The organism is Eudoraea algarum (assembly GCF_050589645.1).
GTDB lineage: Bacteria > Bacteroidota > Bacteroidia > Flavobacteriales > Flavobacteriaceae > JBNGOQ01.
On the sequence record NZ_JBNGOQ010000004.1, the window covers coordinates 683,984 to 700,478 of the forward strand.

Annotated in this window: 12 protein-coding genes; 7 read left to right on the forward strand and 5 right to left on the reverse strand. The window is 46.6% G+C overall.

Annotated elements, in window-relative coordinates; genetic code table 11:
* Positions 1-69 precede the first annotated feature (69 nt).
* Both ACRD67_RS18220 and ACRD67_RS18225 read right to left on the reverse strand, forming a co-directional pair.
* Positions 70-966, reverse strand: coding sequence for a thioredoxin family protein (locus ACRD67_RS18220; protein WP_430968659.1), 897 nt, complete (start codon positions 964-966; stop codon positions 70-72).
* 110 nt (positions 967-1,076) lie between these two features.
* Positions 1,077-2,141 carry a response regulator transcription factor gene (locus ACRD67_RS18225; protein WP_430968660.1) on the reverse strand — a complete coding sequence of 355 codons (1,065 nt, stop codon included), beginning with the start codon at positions 2,139-2,141 and terminating at the stop codon, positions 1,077-1,079.
* 100 nt (positions 2,142-2,241) lie between these two features.
* Here ACRD67_RS18225 and ACRD67_RS18230 point away from each other — a divergent pair, with 100 nt between their 5' ends.
* From ACRD67_RS18230 to lipB, 3 genes are all read left to right on the forward strand, one after another.
* Complete coding sequence (locus ACRD67_RS18230) at positions 2,242-2,397, forward strand: YqaE/Pmp3 family membrane protein (protein WP_430968661.1); 156 nt, start codon at positions 2,242-2,244, stop codon at positions 2,395-2,397.
* Positions 2,398-2,518: 121 nt separating this feature from the next.
* A complete protein-coding gene (locus tag ACRD67_RS18235) occupies positions 2,519-3,259 on the forward strand; it encodes a hypothetical protein (protein ID WP_430968662.1) in 741 nt (246 codons plus the stop codon).
* A gap of 33 nt (positions 3,260-3,292) precedes the next feature.
* Positions 3,293-4,009: a lipoyl(octanoyl) transferase LipB gene (gene lipB, locus ACRD67_RS18240; RefSeq protein WP_430968663.1), complete on the forward strand. Its 717-nt coding sequence runs from the start codon at positions 3,293-3,295 to the stop codon at positions 4,007-4,009.
* A gap of 44 nt (positions 4,010-4,053) precedes the next feature.
* On the opposite strand, the gene ACRD67_RS18245 is transcribed toward lipB, so the two are convergent.
* From ACRD67_RS18245 to rnhB, 3 genes are all read right to left on the reverse strand, one after another.
* Positions 4,054-5,373: an OmpA family protein gene (locus ACRD67_RS18245; RefSeq protein ID WP_430968664.1), complete on the reverse strand. Its 1,320-nt coding sequence runs from the start codon at positions 5,371-5,373 to the stop codon at positions 4,054-4,056.
* 203 nt (positions 5,374-5,576) lie between these two features.
* On the reverse strand, positions 5,577-8,039 hold the full coding sequence (locus ACRD67_RS18250; protein ID WP_430968665.1) for a ribonuclease HII: 2,463 nt from the start codon (positions 8,037-8,039) through the stop codon (positions 5,577-5,579).
* A gap of 30 nt (positions 8,040-8,069) precedes the next feature.
* On the reverse strand, positions 8,070-8,666 hold the full coding sequence (gene rnhB / locus ACRD67_RS18255) for a ribonuclease HII (RefSeq protein WP_430968666.1): 597 nt from the start codon (positions 8,664-8,666) through the stop codon (positions 8,070-8,072).
* A gap of 228 nt (positions 8,667-8,894) precedes the next feature.
* On the opposite strand from rnhB, the gene ACRD67_RS18260 reads away from it, so the two are divergent.
* The 4 genes from ACRD67_RS18260 (at position 8,895) to ACRD67_RS18275 (ending at position 16,230) form a co-directional block, all read left to right on the forward strand.
* Positions 8,895-11,918 (forward strand): SusC/RagA family TonB-linked outer membrane protein, encoded by a 3,024-nt coding sequence (locus ACRD67_RS18260; RefSeq protein ID WP_430968667.1) that lies wholly within the window; start codon positions 8,895-8,897, stop codon positions 11,916-11,918.
* Between the two features lie 16 nt (positions 11,919-11,934).
* A complete protein-coding gene (locus ACRD67_RS18265) occupies positions 11,935-13,347 on the forward strand; it encodes a RagB/SusD family nutrient uptake outer membrane protein (RefSeq protein WP_430968668.1) in 1,413 nt (470 codons plus the stop codon).
* Positions 13,348-13,433: 86 nt separating this feature from the next.
* Positions 13,434-14,123, forward strand: a complete 690-nt coding sequence (locus ACRD67_RS18270) for a hypothetical protein (RefSeq protein WP_430968669.1) — start codon at positions 13,434-13,436, stop codon at positions 14,121-14,123.
* Positions 14,124-14,358: 235 nt separating this feature from the next.
* Positions 14,359-16,230, forward strand: coding sequence for a putative porin (locus ACRD67_RS18275; protein ID WP_430968670.1), 1,872 nt, complete (start codon positions 14,359-14,361; stop codon positions 16,228-16,230).
* Positions 16,231-16,495: the final 265 nt, after the last annotated feature.

Sequence of the window (16,495 nt, forward strand, 5' to 3'; positions counted from 1 at the left end):
TTTTGGAAGGCAGCAGCAAAATTAGCCTATTTGAACAAATTTTCACACAACTTTTCCAAAAACAAGGTATTATTGCACCTCCTTGGTTTCCAAGGCTCGTATCGCTTTTTTTGCCTTCTCGTTTCCCGGGTCTAAAAGTAGTGCACTCTTAAATTGGACAAGGGCCTCCGTATTCCGCTCCAGGGCAAGCAACCTGTTCCCTAGGCTGTGATATACCCTGGCATCCTCCGGATAGAGTTGTACGTTGAGTTCGGCCACGGCCAGGGCCTCTTCTTTTTTGCCCTGGGTAAACAATAAGTAGGAATAAGAGCTTAGCTCATAGGGGCTGTCAACAAGGGCTTTGGTGCGGGCCAAGAGCTGCTTCGACTTTTTCTGAAACTTCTTCAGGCCCATTTCCTCCAATGCGGTATGGATACTGGCCACAGCCTGGTAGTTGGGCCGGTATTCCCCTTTGAGAATGTCACTTATGTCCTCCTCCAAAGTATGTATGGGGCGTTCCACGATCCGATTGATTTCCTTTCCGTTTCGATAAAAGATAAAGGTGGGTACTCGGTGTACGTTGAGGCCCTCCTGCTCCCCGCCGGGACTTTGTTTGTAGTTGTTGGCCTCTCTGCCCACCGCCACGGCAGTAAGTCGTTCCAACGGAAATTGGACGGACTCCAAAATCTTGTAAAAACGCGGTACTTCCCGCTTACTATCACCGCACCACGTTCCCATAAACAGGGTGATGGTATAATCGTTCAATTGCTCCTTTACTACTTTCAAAACCTCTGGTTTAGGCACATAATCGCGCTTGTTCCCCAAAAACCATTGGGCATAACCAGCATTTGAAAGTCCTTCCCGATTTATTTTACCGATTAGGTAGGGATTGTTCTCCCCATGTGCTGCTTCCCTATTGAGGGGTTGTGCCTGGATCAACAGCAAGGAGAAGAAACTCCCGATTGCGCATAATACTGCTTTTTTCATCTTGAAACGATTTTAGTTAGGGTTCCAAAAATGAACATTCTCGAGAGCTGTAAAAAGAAAATCGGGGTGGAAATGGGGACTAGACCTGGGTTGAATTACGAACCTGTGCTTTACATCTTTTTTCCTTCAAGGCTTGCTTTCAACGCTTCCCGTGACCCCACTTTTAATTTTTTGTACAGATTGTTGATATGCGTTTTCACCGTGCTGACACTAACAAAGAGCTCGGCCGCAATTTCCTTGTTGGTCCGGTCCTGCATTATAAGGTCAAGCGTTTTCCGCTCTTGTTTGGTAAGCTCCGATACGGATATGCCGTTTTGCTTGGCCTGTAGTTTTTTTTGGCGAAAAATCAGATAGATATTGGTAATCAAGGACAATACCAATAATCCGGCAAGGAAGATTTCGAGCTTTAGCCCACCTTCCTTTTCGCTGAAGCTGTAAAGTAGTTTGTCCGAAACGATTTCGGCCTCATAAAGTTGGGTAAATCGGCTGTCTGGATAGGTCGTTTTAAGTCGGTCCAAAAGTTCATCGTAATAGGTGTTGGTGCTTAGATCTTTTAGATAATAGGCAAAGGTCTCGTTGCGCTTGTCCGAGAGAAAATCGTAAATGTACAGCTCTGCCAAAGGTTCGTTGAGTTCCCTACCGTATTCCTGTAAGGTCCCAAACCATTTTTGGGAGTTGAGATTACGGTTGGCCTCACTTCTAAAATCGGAAAAATCGAATAACATCCGTTCTTTAAGATCCTCTATTTGAAGAAAGACCGATGCACGGTCGTTGTTGGAGGTGATGGAACAGAAAATTTCCCGGGTAGCGGTTTCCGGAAAATAAATGGTATCTGTGTTTTTTGCTAGAAAAAGAATGCTGTAGCTGTTGTCACAGTTCCCTGGGAAATGCTCAGTGGTCCCTTTTAGGTCCGAACAACCGTCGGTATGGATCCTGTAAATCTGGTTTTTGGGAGAGAGATTATCTCCCTTAAAACTGAAAAACCCAAGGGAATCTGTTTCCGTCCTTCGAATGATCTGACCCACATATATTTTGGACAGTTTGCGGTGGTCATCAATGATGGAGAGGTACACCGTACGTCCCGCATTATTTTTTTCCAATTGGCCCTCAAAGCTGTACTGCCCTAAGCAGGGAGCAACCGACAGTACGAACAGCAAAAAAATGGTGCATTTCATGGTTTAAAGGTTCGCGACAGCGTTAAAAGTAAGGGTTTTTGTGTAACAATTCACAGGGATTTGGGACATATAAGTAACATCGATCATAAAACCTACTATCATGAGTTTTTTACGCGTACTACTGGCCATTATTTTCCCACCTCTAGCCGTTATTGGGAAAGGCTGTGGGTCTTTTCTCATCGTATTCTTGCTTACCCTCTGTGGATGGGTGCCGGGCGTCATCGCCGCATTGGTGATCCTTAACAATCCAAACTGACGCTTTAGGCCCCTGATAGAAAAAAAGTACAATTTTGTTGGCAATTGCCATGGCATTACCCGTATATTTGGCTAGACAATTTGATGACTTTTCCTCTGTAGATATAATCAACACCATACCCATGAAAAGGATTTCCTTTTTTGCATACCTCTGTATTGCCCTTTTGTTTTCTTCCTGCAATTTTACCGAAGAGATTTATGTAGAAGAAGACGGTTCGGGAAAAATCTCCATAAATTTTGACGGTTCCGAGCTCATGGAAATGGCTGGTGACGAGATGTTGCAAACCAACGAAAAAGCAGTGGATTCCGTAATTTCCTTCAAAGATTTTCTAAGGGAGAAAAAAGATAGTATTGCCACCTTGCCCCTGGAACAGCAGGAGAAACTAAAAAAGCTGGAACCCTTTAAGTTGCATATGGTCATGAATCCGGAAACCAAGGTCATGGCCTTTGACATGTTCAGCGCTTTCCAGGATGTTTCCGAGGTAAGCGATGCCTTTAACGCCTTTCAGAATGCCAGTGCTTTGGGCCCTGGCAATGATAGCGGACAGGCCAATCCGATCATTACCGACGAACAGGCCACCCAAGTAAGGTATTCTTTTGATGAGCGCATCTTTAGGCGCACCACCACCATAGTGGACAGCACCCTGCATCTCAAGAGTTTGGATAGTCTACAAGGCGCAGAAATGTTCTTGTCCGGTTCTACCTATACCCTAAAATATCATTTTCCGAGGCGGGTAAAATCGACCAATGCAGAGGAAGCTACCTTTAGTGCTGATGGCAAAACAGTTATCTATCAGGTCAAGTTTTTGGATTATCTTAAAAACCCGGAAGCCCTTAGTATTGAGGTGGAGCTTGAAGATTAGTTTGTACCCTAAGGTCTTCGTATCTTTGCCATTATGAACAAGCAGGTTGCCATACGGGATTTGGGGCTCAAGGATTATAAGGAGACCTGGGACGTACAGGAGGTGTTGTTCCAGGAAATTTTGAACATCAAAATTGGGAACCGAAGAACCGGCACCAATATACAGACCCCTAACCATTTATTATTTGTGGAGCACCCTCATGTGTACACCTTGGGCAAAAGCGGCGATATGGAAAACCTCCTGGTCCAGACCGATGACCTGGCAAAAAAGGGTGCTACCTTTTACAAAATTAACAGAGGGGGCGATATTACCTATCACGGCCCTGGACAAATTGTGGGTTATCCCATTTTGGATCTGGACAATTTCTTTACCGATATCCATAAATATTTGAGGTTCTTGGAGGAGATGGTCATCCGCACCCTGGAAGACTACGGATTGCAAGGTGAACGTTCTGAAGGGGAAACGGGTGTTTGGTTGGATGTTGGAACCCCTTTAGCACGCAAAATATGCGCTATGGGTGTACGGGCAAGTAGATGGGTCACCATGCACGGTTTTGCCTTGAACGTAAATACCGACCTAGGCTATTTTGACCACATGATACCTTGCGGCATCAAAGACAAAGCGGTCACCTCCTTAAATGTGGAATTGGGCATGCCCAACGTGCCGATGCACGCTGTGCAAGACAAACTGATCAAACATTTCTTAGCGCTTTTCGAGGCAGAGGGCATTAGGGAAGCAACAAAGGCATAACCCTAGGTTTTCCGAATGGTGGTCCCTACACCTAACTTCACGACTTATTGTTTTATGAACTCTACCCTTCTGTTCTGCGCTTTGCCGTCGGTAGTGCCGTTATCGGCCACAGGTTCCGATTCTCCTTTACCCGTGGTCTCCAAACGGTCCGCGGTAACCTTATAGATAGTGATCAATGCATTTTTTACCGCATCCGCCCTTTTTTTGGATAGTGCCATATTTGCGGTGTCATCCCCATCCGAATCGGTGTGTCCAATAATAAGGAGTTTCATGGCGCCGTCTTGTTGCAAGACTTGCGAAATTTGACGGATAATCCCCATGGATCTGGGCTGAATATTGGCAGAGCCGGATTCGAACAAAATACCATTGGTAGATACTTTGCCTTCGGAGAGGAGTTTTCTTCTAAGATCTAGTCCGCCTTTGGCGACTTTCACATTACTAATAAAAAGTTGCTCTTTGCCATCCTTGAAACTGGTAAGCTGAAATTTTAAAGTACTCAGTACACTACCCATGGGAACCGCCCGGGGAATGTCCACATATTTTTTTTCATTGACCCATAGACGGAAACGCTGTTTATGGACCGCAATGGAAATATGGGGCTGATCCACTACGGCGGTCCTTAGGTCTGCATTGACCACGTTATTGATTTCCCCATCTGCCCCCTTGTTGATAAAATTTCGCATACGTATTCCGATGGCGCCGTATTGGCAGAAGGGGATATAGGCATGTACCCAATTGTCTCCGCGTTTAAAATTGGGATCATCGCTAAGCGCTATCTGCAAGGTAGCGGTGGAAGAGGTTTTGGCATCCAAACCAATGGCCAGGAGGTTAAATTCTATGGTATACTCTTCCGGAAGGGCGGGAACATCTGGAATGTAATAGGTGTTATAACCCGGTAAGATTCCCAACCAGCGCTGGGGAGATTCGTTTATGGTCACCACCTCTCCACTACCGTTGGTATTCCATTTGGAGGGAAAGTCGCCAATGAAGTCCGTTGAAAAGTCATCGAAGTACAGGATTTTGTCGCCGGGAACAAAGTCGAATTTGCTATAGACGGTAATGGATTTTGGACCCGTGGGATTTTCCCCTCCGGAGTTGGATGATGTGTTGGAGGGATTTTCCCCAGAGGTCGGTGGGCTTTTCTTTTTGTCCTTCCCTTTGGCACCAGGTTCCAGAATGCTGTCCAGCGCCTGATCCGTCTTTTTTGTTGTTTCCTTTTCAACCCTTTTTTCTACGGTGCGTTCCGCAGCCTTTTCGGCTTTTTTTGTCAATTTTTTAAGGATTTGACTATTGGCCGTAGGGATAAAAAAGAGAAGGAGTACAAAGGGAAGAACGGAGCGGATTAAGTCATTGGAAGTTTTCATGGTATAGTGTTTTACAGTATCAATAAAAATACAATATTCTTTCGATAGTATTGGTAATCAATGCATTGCATCGAATGGTCGAAAAATCCTTCAAATCGTCCAACATCTAATGCATAAATTTCAAAATAGCGAAAAAGTGCGTTGCCATGACAAGGATCGTGCACGTGGTCCATTATCGTGTATAACCGACCGGGAAGTGGGAGTCAATTCATTTTGTAGATGATCAGGGAATTCTCCAAGTCCTTGGCAACCAACTCCAGTTTGCGGTCATTGTCCATGTCTGCAAGGTCAATTAGGGAATTGCCATATATCGGAAAGTTTTGAATGGGCTTGGCATTGCTATCAAAAAGGTAGATCTTTTGGTTTTGAATGTCCGTTACACTGACATATATTTTATCGTACAGATAGAATATTTTGGGCTTGGTATAGACCCCTAGATCCAACTCCACTTTTTTGCCCTTGATGCTTAAGGTATTGTCATTGATCAGCACAAGTGTCTTACTTGTGGCGTCCATACCGTGGTCCTTATTGAGATTAAAGCTGGACCGGGTTGTTTTACCGGCCTCATCTATTTGAACCAAGGTTCCTTTTTTGTCGGTTGTCGAAAATTTGTTTTTGTAGAGGTACATTTCGTTTTCCGAAAAATCGATTTTCTCAGAAACTTTCGTACGAACGTCCCCTACACGGTTCAGAATCTTTAAACTTTTATTCTCTAGGACAAAGCACAGATAATCACGTTTTCCAATCCTAAAATGCCTGGGCACCTTTATTATTGGACTTTCGGCAGCGGTGTACTTAAAACCGCTTACGATTGCTCCTTGGTTGTTGTACATAAAGACCTTGCTGCCCTGGGTGATGACAAAACGATAGTCTTTTTTGCGCTCGTAGTCAAAAACCGCCAAGGGGTTTAGGTTGCCACCAGAGAACTTTTTGGTAAAAGGAGGTACCTCCTCGCCGTTCCTGTCCAAAATCAAAAATTGATTATCCGTGGTAAAGGCAAGTTGCAATCTGCCGTTCCTGTAAATATCCACTTGTTCAATTTTTCCCTGTATTCTACCTTCCAACTGTTTTTTCCAAAGTACCTTTCCCGCAGTGGAAATGAGGTACACATAATTATCCTTGTCCTGAACTACGATTTCCTTTTTATTGGTTCTGTGGTTTATCACAAACTGGGGAGTAGTGGCAAGGTCACTGTCCAGTTGCACCGTGAATAGGGGAGAGGTGGTATTGAGCTTCGCCTCCCTGCCTATTTTCTTCAGGATCAGATTGGTGTGATAAAACGTATCATCGGTCACCAGTTGTCCGGCAAATGCATATTTGGAAAGCTTCGCGCGTTGCAGATCTTTTAGCAGGTCCGATGAAAAATCCTCTTTCAGGATTTGCTGTAATCCCTTATTGTCCGCTACAAATAGAAGATTGGACTCATCGGCCAATACCGTTTTGGCCGTATCAAAGGATGGCGCCTTGTTATAGGTAGAGCTGTTCTTAAAATTACTGATTACGGTCTGCAAACTTTCCCTGTCGCCAGAAAACACAAAGCTGTTCTCCAAAATGGCATAGTAATTTGCTTCAAAATTTTGAATAAGGGGATTAAAAATTTCGTTCAGGAAGTCGTTGGCGGCCAAGGAGGTTATCTCGGTTCCCTGATAATCAACAGTGCCTTTTTTTAAACCGTCCAAAAACTGGGTTATATTTTCTGAACCATAGGTGTTGAGCACTACGGCCTTTTTGGTGTTAAGGAATATGATGCCCACCTCTTCCACCGTATTGAATACAGTATCCATGGCTATCGATCGATCAAGGTATTTTTGTTGGTTTTTAGCAAAAACATCGTAATCGTCAAAGGTATAGGAGAGGAAACCATCTGCTGTAATGGGTGCAAATGCCGGGGTGGTATGTGGCAATGGGCCGGTGTTCCAGAATAGGTTGGTGAATTTTTTCAAAGAATCATTGGCCATAGCGATTCCATTAAAATTGATGTAGTCCTGTCCCATACTGAGGTCCAAGGACACCCAATCGGAGAATCGGCTCATGGAGATACCAGCATTTTCGTTTAGGATGGATGAAATGAGGGCATCGCCGTTTTGGGTATTGATAAAAAAAGTAGCGGATTTATTGGTGTTGGCAATCTCATATAGCTTTTTTAAAGGCCCCAACGTACTAAGCTCTCCCCTTTTGCGTATTAAATTTTCCAACAAAATGGGTGAAGAACTGATTACGGTTTTGCCGTCCAGGACCGTTCCATAAAAGATCGAACCTTCAATCGTGTATTTTTTAAAAGTATGCTGCTCATAGCTAACGGTTTCTATGGTTTTGTCTGTAATGTCCGTCAATTGCAAAAAATCCGCGCTTTGCGATACCACATAAATAAATTCTAGATTGTCCTTCCCTAATTCGGTAAATGCAATGACGCTTTCGGTATCGGTTTGGACATAATCAAGGCCCTTAAGTTTATCAAAAACTGCTGTGTGCAGTTTAGTCCCGTTCAATTTGGAAAGAAAATCGTTGTTTTTTAGTTCGCTTTTAAAACTGGACAGGTCATTTACTTTTATTATGGCGGAGGCGTTTTGCGGAACATAGGCCAAAAGGGAAGACGAAACCACCTTTTCTTGTTGGCAACCAAAGAACAATAGAAAGGTCAGAACTAGGACGGTGCTGAATTTCATCGGAAATGCTTTCCCGCAAATTTATAATATTTAGATATCAAGTTTCAACTGTTCCGGGACTAATCTGAAACTTTTTCTATGGTATTTGGTGATACCATGGATGCGGATGGCCTCTCTATGGGCCTTGGTGGGATACCCTTTGTTTTTGTCCCAGTGGTACATGGGATACTCCTCGTGTATTTTTTCCATATAAGCATCCCGGTATGTTTTTGCTAGCACGGAGGCTGCGGCTATGCTCATAAATTTACCATCGCCCTTAATGATGCATTCATGGGGAATGTTCTTGTAAGGTCTGAATTTGTTACCATCCACGATGATGAATTTCGGTTTTTTGGTCAATTGGTCCAGAGCTCCGTGCATGGCCAGGATGGAGGCGTTTAGAATGTTGATGTCATCAATTTTTTTTGGCCCTATATGAACCACACCAAAACCGATGGCTTTACTCTCTATAAGGGGTCTTAGCAGATTCCGCTTGGAGACTGATAATATTTTGGAATCGTTCAGCAACTCATTTTCGAAGCTTCTAGGGAGGATTATGGCGGCCGCTGTCACCGGTCCTGCTAGGCAACCCCTGCCTGCCTCATCTGTTCCCGCTTCTTCGAGTTGTTTAAAATAACGCTTGAGCATGTGATAAATATATGGGATTTACATGGATTTAGCCACGACGTTTTCTTTGGGCATCCATGAAATCCATGTTAAAAACATATGGGTATATCAAGCTTTGAAATGAAAGATTAAATATTTCATAAATAATTGAACTTTTTTAACAAAAAACCCCATGAACAGGCACAAATTTTTGGATTATTAACTAATTATTAAGACTTTTGGCGTTGACTAATTCAAAAAATTACTTAAATGAGATCAAAGTTAGCTTGGATGCTAACACCTTTGCTGGTGTTATGCATGAGTTTTTCCTACGGACAGGAGAAAACAATTTCAGGTAATGTGACAGACCAAAACGGTCTGCCGTTGCCTGGCGTATCCATAGTAGTTGTTGGAACTACTTCAGGAGCGCAAACGGATTTTGATGGTAACTACACCATTACGGCCAATGTCGGCCAAGTACTTCGCTTCAGTTATATTGGACAGACGACAGAGCAACGCACCGTTGGTGCTTCCGATGTCATCAATGTACAGATGCTGGAAGATGCGGAGGCCTTGGAAGAAGTGGTCGTTGTAGGTTATGGTAACCAAGAGGAGAAAAAGATTATCCAGAACATCGGTATCGTAAAAGAGGAGGCCATTGAGAACCTCCAGGTGGTATCCGCCGATCAGCTCCTACAGGGGCAGAGCGCCGGTACACAGATCGTGAACGCCTCGGGTGTTCTCGGTTCTGCCGCCGTTATACGTGTACGGGGCGTAAACTCGATCAACTCGGGCAGCCAGCCCCTTATCGTGATCGACGGGGTGCCCATCACCGATACCGCGGGCAACACGCTCAACCGTGGGGGGAACACCGGGATCAACCCGCTCTCCTACGTGAACCCGAACGATATCCAGTCGCTCACCGTACTTAAGGATGCCGGTGCGACCTCGATCTACGGGTCCAGGGGCGCCAACGGGGTAATCCTGATCACCACCAAGAAGGGTAGGAGAAACCAGAAGACGACCCTTACCTTTGACGTGAGCACGCAATATTCGCAGTCCACCGACGTTCCGGACATCCTGACCGCGGACGAGTTCCGACAGTTCAAGTCGGAAGTGGCCACCATACAGAACGGCGGCACCACGGTAACACCGGAGGACCTCAACCTTGGCGCCATTGGTTCCGGGGGGACGGACTGGCTCGGCGGGGTACAGCGCACCGGGGTATCCCAGAACTACAACCTCGGAATACGGGGCGGTGGCGAGAAGACCAGCTTCTTCTTTGGTATGGACTACCAGGACACGCAAGGGTTCATCATAGGCAACGACCAGCAAAGGGCCGGTGCCAGGATCAACATCGACACCCAGGTCACCGACTGGCTCAAGGCCGGGATGAACCTAGGGATCACCAACAACCGCCTCAACAGGGTGGGCGTGGAGAACAACATCAACGCACCCTTCACAACGGCCTTCCTTCAGAGCCCGGTAGTACCGGCCTTTGATGACGAGGGCAACTTTGTGCAGTCGGGCTCCTTTATCCCGAACATCTTTGCACGGGTGGCCCTGAACACGGACGAACTGAAGACCTTCCGTGTGATTGGGAACGCCTTTACCGAGGTGAGCCCCCTACCGGGACTGACCTGGCGATCGGAGTTCGGTATCGACAAGCTGCACCTTGAGGAGTTTGTTAGGGCTGCTGAGTTTAACTCTCCCGGGGGATCGGCCCAACAGATCTTCGTAAACGAGGACCGTTGGCTGACCAACCAGACCTTGAACTATACCGATACCTTTGCGGAGGACCATAGCCTTACCGTACTGCTGGGTCTCAACTACGAGGAAACCTTGCGTACCAGATCTAATGTGTCAGGTACGGGCTTCCTAACAGATGGACTTCGTAACCTACAATCGGCCTCAACGGCAACCGTACTGAACGGGGACCGTTTCCCGAGCCGGTTGTTCGGACTCTTCTCCAGGGTCTCCTATGACTACAAGGGCAAGTACCTAGTGGAGGGCTCGGTAAGACGTGACGGATCGTCACGTTTCGGGGCCAACAACCGCTTCGGGTATTTCTGGTCCGCTGCCGCAGGATGGGTAATCTCTGAGGAATCCTTTATCCAGGACATCGACTTTATCGATTTTCTATCATTACGTGCCAGTTTGGGTACCGTGGGGAACGACAGATTGGGAACTTTCCCTTCTTTGGGACTTTTTGCTGCCGGAGCTATTGCGGACAATAATGGAGATTCCGGATTAATTCCAGATCAGCCAGAGAATCCTGACCTCAAATGGGAGGAGAGTGAAACACTTGACATCGGTATCAAATCGACCTTTTTGAACGGGCGAATCAATTTCAACGCCTCCTATTTCAAGAAGACCACCACTGACCTTTTGTTGGATCAAGTATTACCTCCTCAGACCGGTTTTGCCAATATAAGCAGGAACATTGGCGAGATGGAGAACAAAGGCTGGGAGTTCGAGCTGAGCACGGTGAACGTACGCTCCGAGAACTTCGAGTGGAGGACCAATTTCAACCTGACCACAATCGATAATCAGGTCATCCGTTTGAACGAGGATGCCGCTGTCGATGCGCAGGGCAGGAGGATCATCGACGGGGCCGTACAAAGGGCCATCGAAGGGGAGCCATTGAACAATTTCTTCCTGATCCGTTACGTGGGCATCAACTCCCAGACCGGGGACGCCGAGTGGCTCGATGTTGATGGCAACATCACCACCGCTCCGGGTTCTACGGACCGTGTGGTCACGGGAAGCCCGCTTCCCGATTTCTCAGGGGGTATGACCAATACCTTCAAGTACAGGGACTTTGACCTGTCCGTACTGATGAACTACTCCTACGGGAACGATGTGGTCATAGACGGCCTTCGTTTTGCCGATGGCAACGACGCGATCGGGGGCATTGTAAACATCAGGAGGCAGAACCTGAACATCTGGAGGCAGCCGGGCGACAACGCCTTTTTGCCCAGCCCTACGAGCTCTACCTTTAACGCCTTTAACCAACGTTCTACCCAACAGCAGTTGGACGCCTCTTACCTGAGGATCAAGAACATCACCCTGGGGTACAACCTTCCGGAGAAGGCCCTTGAACGTTTGGGCGGCTTTATCTCGGCACTGCGGTTGTACGCCACGGCCACCAACCTGTTTACCCTCAAAAAGGATGAATTGGATGGAATCGATCCCGAGGTGACCGATGATATCGATCCCCTGTTCCAGGGCGAGTCGTTCTTTACCGCGCCACAGGCCAAGTCGTATTCGTTCGGAGCCCGTTTAACATTTTAAATAAAAAAATATAGCAATGAAAACATATAAAACAATAGCAATGCTCTTCGGCCTTCTCATGATCCTATCGTGCGAGAGCCAATTAAATGTGGTCCCTGAAGACGACGTGGCATCCAGTACAGTATTTACCAGTGCTGCCACAATCAGTGGTCTAGTAACAGGGATCTACAGTAAGAACCAGAGCGGGGATTTGAACGGAAACCCGCAGCTGATGTCGGACTTTATGGCCGATAATGTAGCTTTTGTGGGAAGTTTCCCTTCTTTACAGGAAATCGACCAGTTCGAGACCCTGGCCACCAATGCATCCATCGACAACATCTGGTTGGATGCTAATGAGTTGATTGCAGCGGCAAATAATGTCATTGTAAACCTACCTCAGATAGATGTGAACGAGGTAACGGATCTTAATGCGGCAGACGTAACCCGCTTTGTAGGAGAGGCCAAGTTCCTAAGGGCAGTGACCAATTTCCAATTGGTGAACCTCTTTGCACAGCCCTTCCAGATCAGTGGGGGAACCAATCTTGGAATACCCATCGTGACCGAGTTTTTCACCGGAGATATTGCACCCTTCCAATTGGAGCGTTCCACGGTGAACGAGGTGCACGCTTTTATAGAGCAGGACCTTTTGGACGCCATTGCGGCGCTTCCCGAGGACAACGGCACTAGGGCAGAGGCCGGTGCGGCACGTGCGCTTTTGTCCAGGTTGTACCTCTACAGGGAGGACTGGGCAAGGGCGGCCGATTTCGCCAACCAGGTGATCAGCTCGGGGAACTATGCCCTGGCGGGCGATTTTGATTTCTACGACGATAATCCGGGATCTTCGGAGAATATCTTTGTGGCAATCAACACAGCTACTGATGGTCCACAGGAAGCTGCCGGTTCTGATGAGGTATACGTGAACTTCTACAATCCTTCTCCTGGCGGACGTGGCGATGCGCCCTTTAGCCAGGACCTGATCGATACCTTTGCGGCCGATCCAGGGGACAGAAGGTTCGACGAGCTTTCTCAAGCGGCTTTGGACGCTCAGAACAACGATACCTTCTTTACCACCAAGTACCCGGATGTGGTGAACAATGCCTCCGATGGGATGGTGCTGCGTATCGCGGAGATGTACCTGAACAGGGCCGAGGCCAATTTTAGGGCGGGTACCTCAGTAGGGGCCACTCCCTTGGCGGATGTCAATACCATACGCGCCAGGGCCGGCCTTGCCGCGCTTGGCGCTGTAGATCTTGATGCGATTCTCTTGGAACGAAGGAAGGAATTCTGTTTCGAGGGCCACCGTAGGATGGACCTCTTGAGGAACAACCTGAACCTGCGCCCAGGTGGCGGAGCGGTGTCTGCACCTGGTGCGGACAAGGTGATCTTCCCCATCGTGGACGATGAGATTACCAACAACCCGAACATCACACAGAACCCCGGAAACTTTTAATAGCATACGGGAACTGATATAGAAATGGGACCACCAAGGCACGGTTTTTGGTGGTCCCTATATTTTAACCCTAAACCGATCTAGATATGAAAAGAACGATCCTCCTTGCCCTGTGCCTTGCAGGCCTTTCGGCCCAGGGGCAGATACAGCGGCCCAACAACGAGACCTTCAACGAGCTCGCCTTCTTTGTGGGCACCAACAACCCGCTCTATAACAATGCCGAGGGCTCGCGCTACCTCCTGGAGGAGTTCGTGTCGGCCCGCATAAACGGTATGGAAAAGGTACAGCTGCTGCGCTTCAACGTGGTGGAGAACAGCATCGAGATCAAGAGGGAGAACGGCGAGGTCATGGGACTGGACCGCTCCACCCCCTACCGCATAGCCCTGTTGGACGGCTCCGGCCGCTGGTTCGAGACCAGGCCCTATAGGGACGAGCGCGGAAAACTGCAGACCACCTTCTTCGAAAGGCTGCACCGCGGCGAGGGCTACACGCTCTATTTCAAGGAGAACATCAAGTTCGTGCCCAAGAAGCCCGCCAAGAGCAGCTACGAACAGGACGTGCCCGCCAAGTTCAAGCGCGAGGGCGCCCGTTTCTACCTCCAGGGGCTGGGCCCCGAGGGCGAGGTGGTGGAACTGCCCCGCAAGCGGAAGAACCTGGTGCCCCTGTTCGGGGAACGGGCCGGGGAAATGGAAAAGCACATCAAAAAACAGAAACTGGACCCCTACAAAAGGGAGGACCTGGTAAAACTGCTCGATTTCTATTTCAAGGGAATATAAGGATTCCTTTAAATGAATGATTGATTTGATGAAGGCGATATCACGGGAACTGGGATGTTGCGAAAACTTTCACATTTCATTACGAACAAAAAAATTAACTTTGCCCGAGTAAGTCGCTACAATGAGATATTTATTCCCGGTACTTTTTATTTTTTTTGTTAACTCCCTTGCTGCCCAACAAGATTCCATACCCAATCGAGGAAAAACAGATTCAATAGCGCAAAAAAGGCAAAGTGTGCGAAAGCCATTGGCCCAAAAAAAGCCGGTCGATTCCCTGGATATTACGATCGAATTTTACAAAATTATTTCGCATCAAAGGGATACCACCTTTTTAGACACCACCCTGACCATCCAAAAGGAATACAAGTACAACTATCTGAGAAAGGATGATTTTGAATTATTACCCTTTCCCAATGTGGGCCAACCCTATAACCGTCTTGGGGTAAATTTTGACCGTACCACCCTATATCCTGCCCTGGGTGCCAAGGCTAAACATTTTAATTATAGCGAGGTGGCCGATATGAGGTACTTCAATGTGGCGACCCCAATGACCGAACTTATGTTCAAGACCACCTTTGAACAGGGTCAGTTACTGGATGCACTTCTTACTTTCAACACCTCTGAGCGTTTAAATTTTTCCATAGCCTATAAAGGATTCCGTTCTTTGGGAAAATATCAGTTCAATCAGGCCCAGTCCGGAAATTTCAGGACCACTGCCAACTACCAAACAAGAAACCAACGATATTCCATTAGAGCCCATATTGCGGCACAGGATATCGAAAATGAAGAAAATGGGGGCATCCTCAACCGAGTAGACCAGTTTGAATCCGGGGATCCGGAATTTACCGATCGATCCAGAATAGACGTAAACCTTACCGATGTTGAAAATAGGTTGCTGGGAAAGCGGTATTTTTTTGAACACCGGTACAAATTGATCGATCGGGAGAAAGATTCAACCAGTAGAACTTCCTTGACCATTGGCCATCAGTTTTCTTATGAGACCAAATTTTATGAGTTTGGACAGACTTCCCAGAACGCGTTTTTTGGAGATGCCATTTTGGATGATTTAATGGACAGGGCCCGCTTAAAAACGGCCTACAATGAAGTGAGTGCTGAATTTTCCAATTCAACTTTGGGCAGGCTAACAGGATATGCGAGCCTTTACGATTACAGCTATTTTTTCAACAGCATTGTGATTACGGATCAGGGACAAATAGACAATCGGTTAAATGGTGAAGAAATTGTTGTAGGGGGGGATTATTCAAAAAAGATTGGAGGCTTTAACGTAGACGGTGGGCTGCGCTATACCGTTTCAGGGGAGCTTACCAGCAGTCTTGTCAGTGCCAAAGCAGGATACCGTATCGATGACAAGAACCGCTTTGAGTTTGCACTGCATCTGTCTTCCCGAATGCCGGACTTTAATTTTTTGCTCTATCAGAGCGATTACCAAAACTACAATTGGCAGAACACGGCAACTTTTGAGGAACAGACCGTGAACAGCCTCCGATTTAGCCTGGAATCACAAGTATGGGGCAATCTGTCGGCCACGTATACCACTATGGACAACTATTCCTATTTTGCTTCCCAAGCTACCCAGGAACAAATAGACGCGGGCCAGGAAAATGCCTTTGTGAGACCGTTTCAAGAAAACAACAGCATAAATCATTTAAAAATAAAATACAGCAAAGAGCTTAAATTGGGGAGTTTTGCCCTTGCCAATACATTCATGTACCAGAACGTTTCTCAAACGAATGAAGTACTGAACGTCCCTCAATTTGTAACCCGGAACACACTCTACTTTTCCAAGGATATCTTTAAGAAGGCCATGTATTTACAGACGGGCGTGACTTTTAAGTACTTTACCTCGTATAATATGGATGCGTACAACCCGTTGCTTGGAGAATTCTATATACAGAACAACGAGGAATTTGGAGCCTTTCCCCTGCTTGACTTTTTTATCAATGCGAAGGTGAGGCAAACACGTATCTTCCTGAAAGCGGAACATTTCAACTCCTCTTTTACCGGCTATAATTTTTATTCGGCCCCCAATTACCCCTATCGCGATTTTGTAATACGTTTTGGACTGGTCTGGAATTTCTTTTCTTAGCATATTTTGATGGACTTGCGTGGGCCACTTGCGGTTTTGTACGTTTTTGTTGACGGAAAACAAATGGACAAAGGGCTTTGTTGATCAGTTGTTAAAAATATTTTCGCTCTATGATATATTGATTATCAGAGCATTATCATTTTTTTTGACTTCCCTTGATTTTTTTTTGATTTAGGTATTGTGTAAGCTAAAAAACGGTTATATATTTGCACCCGCTTTCGGGCGGAGATTTAAGGTTAGTTCATTGAAATATTGGATCGACAGC

What these genes read in the sequence shown, in the direction of transcription:
- ACRD67_RS18220 (WP_430968659.1), bottom strand. Translation starts at nt 966, where the DNA reads ATGAAAAAAGCAGTATTATGCGCAATCGGGAGTTTCTTCTCCTTGCTG.
- ACRD67_RS18225 (WP_430968660.1), bottom strand. Translation starts at nt 2,141, where the DNA reads ATGAAATGCACCATTTTTTTGCTGTTCGTACTGTCGGTTGCTCCCTGC.
- ACRD67_RS18230 (WP_430968661.1), top strand. Translation starts at nt 2,242, where the DNA reads ATGAGTTTTTTACGCGTACTACTGGCCATTATTTTCCCACCTCTAGCC.
- ACRD67_RS18235 (WP_430968662.1), top strand. Translation starts at nt 2,519, where the DNA reads ATGAAAAGGATTTCCTTTTTTGCATACCTCTGTATTGCCCTTTTGTTT.
- lipB (WP_430968663.1), top strand. Translation starts at nt 3,293, where the DNA reads ATGAACAAGCAGGTTGCCATACGGGATTTGGGGCTCAAGGATTATAAG.
- ACRD67_RS18245 (WP_430968664.1), bottom strand. Translation starts at nt 5,373, where the DNA reads ATGAAAACTTCCAATGACTTAATCCGCTCCGTTCTTCCCTTTGTACTC.
- ACRD67_RS18250 (WP_430968665.1), bottom strand. Translation starts at nt 8,039, where the DNA reads ATGAAATTCAGCACCGTCCTAGTTCTGACCTTTCTATTGTTCTTTGGT.
- rnhB (WP_430968666.1), bottom strand. Translation starts at nt 8,666, where the DNA reads ATGCTCAAGCGTTATTTTAAACAACTCGAAGAAGCGGGAACAGATGAG.
- ACRD67_RS18260 (WP_430968667.1), top strand. Translation starts at nt 8,895, where the DNA reads ATGAGATCAAAGTTAGCTTGGATGCTAACACCTTTGCTGGTGTTATGC.
- ACRD67_RS18265 (WP_430968668.1), top strand. Translation starts at nt 11,935, where the DNA reads ATGAAAACATATAAAACAATAGCAATGCTCTTCGGCCTTCTCATGATC.
- ACRD67_RS18270 (WP_430968669.1), top strand. Translation starts at nt 13,434, where the DNA reads ATGAAAAGAACGATCCTCCTTGCCCTGTGCCTTGCAGGCCTTTCGGCC.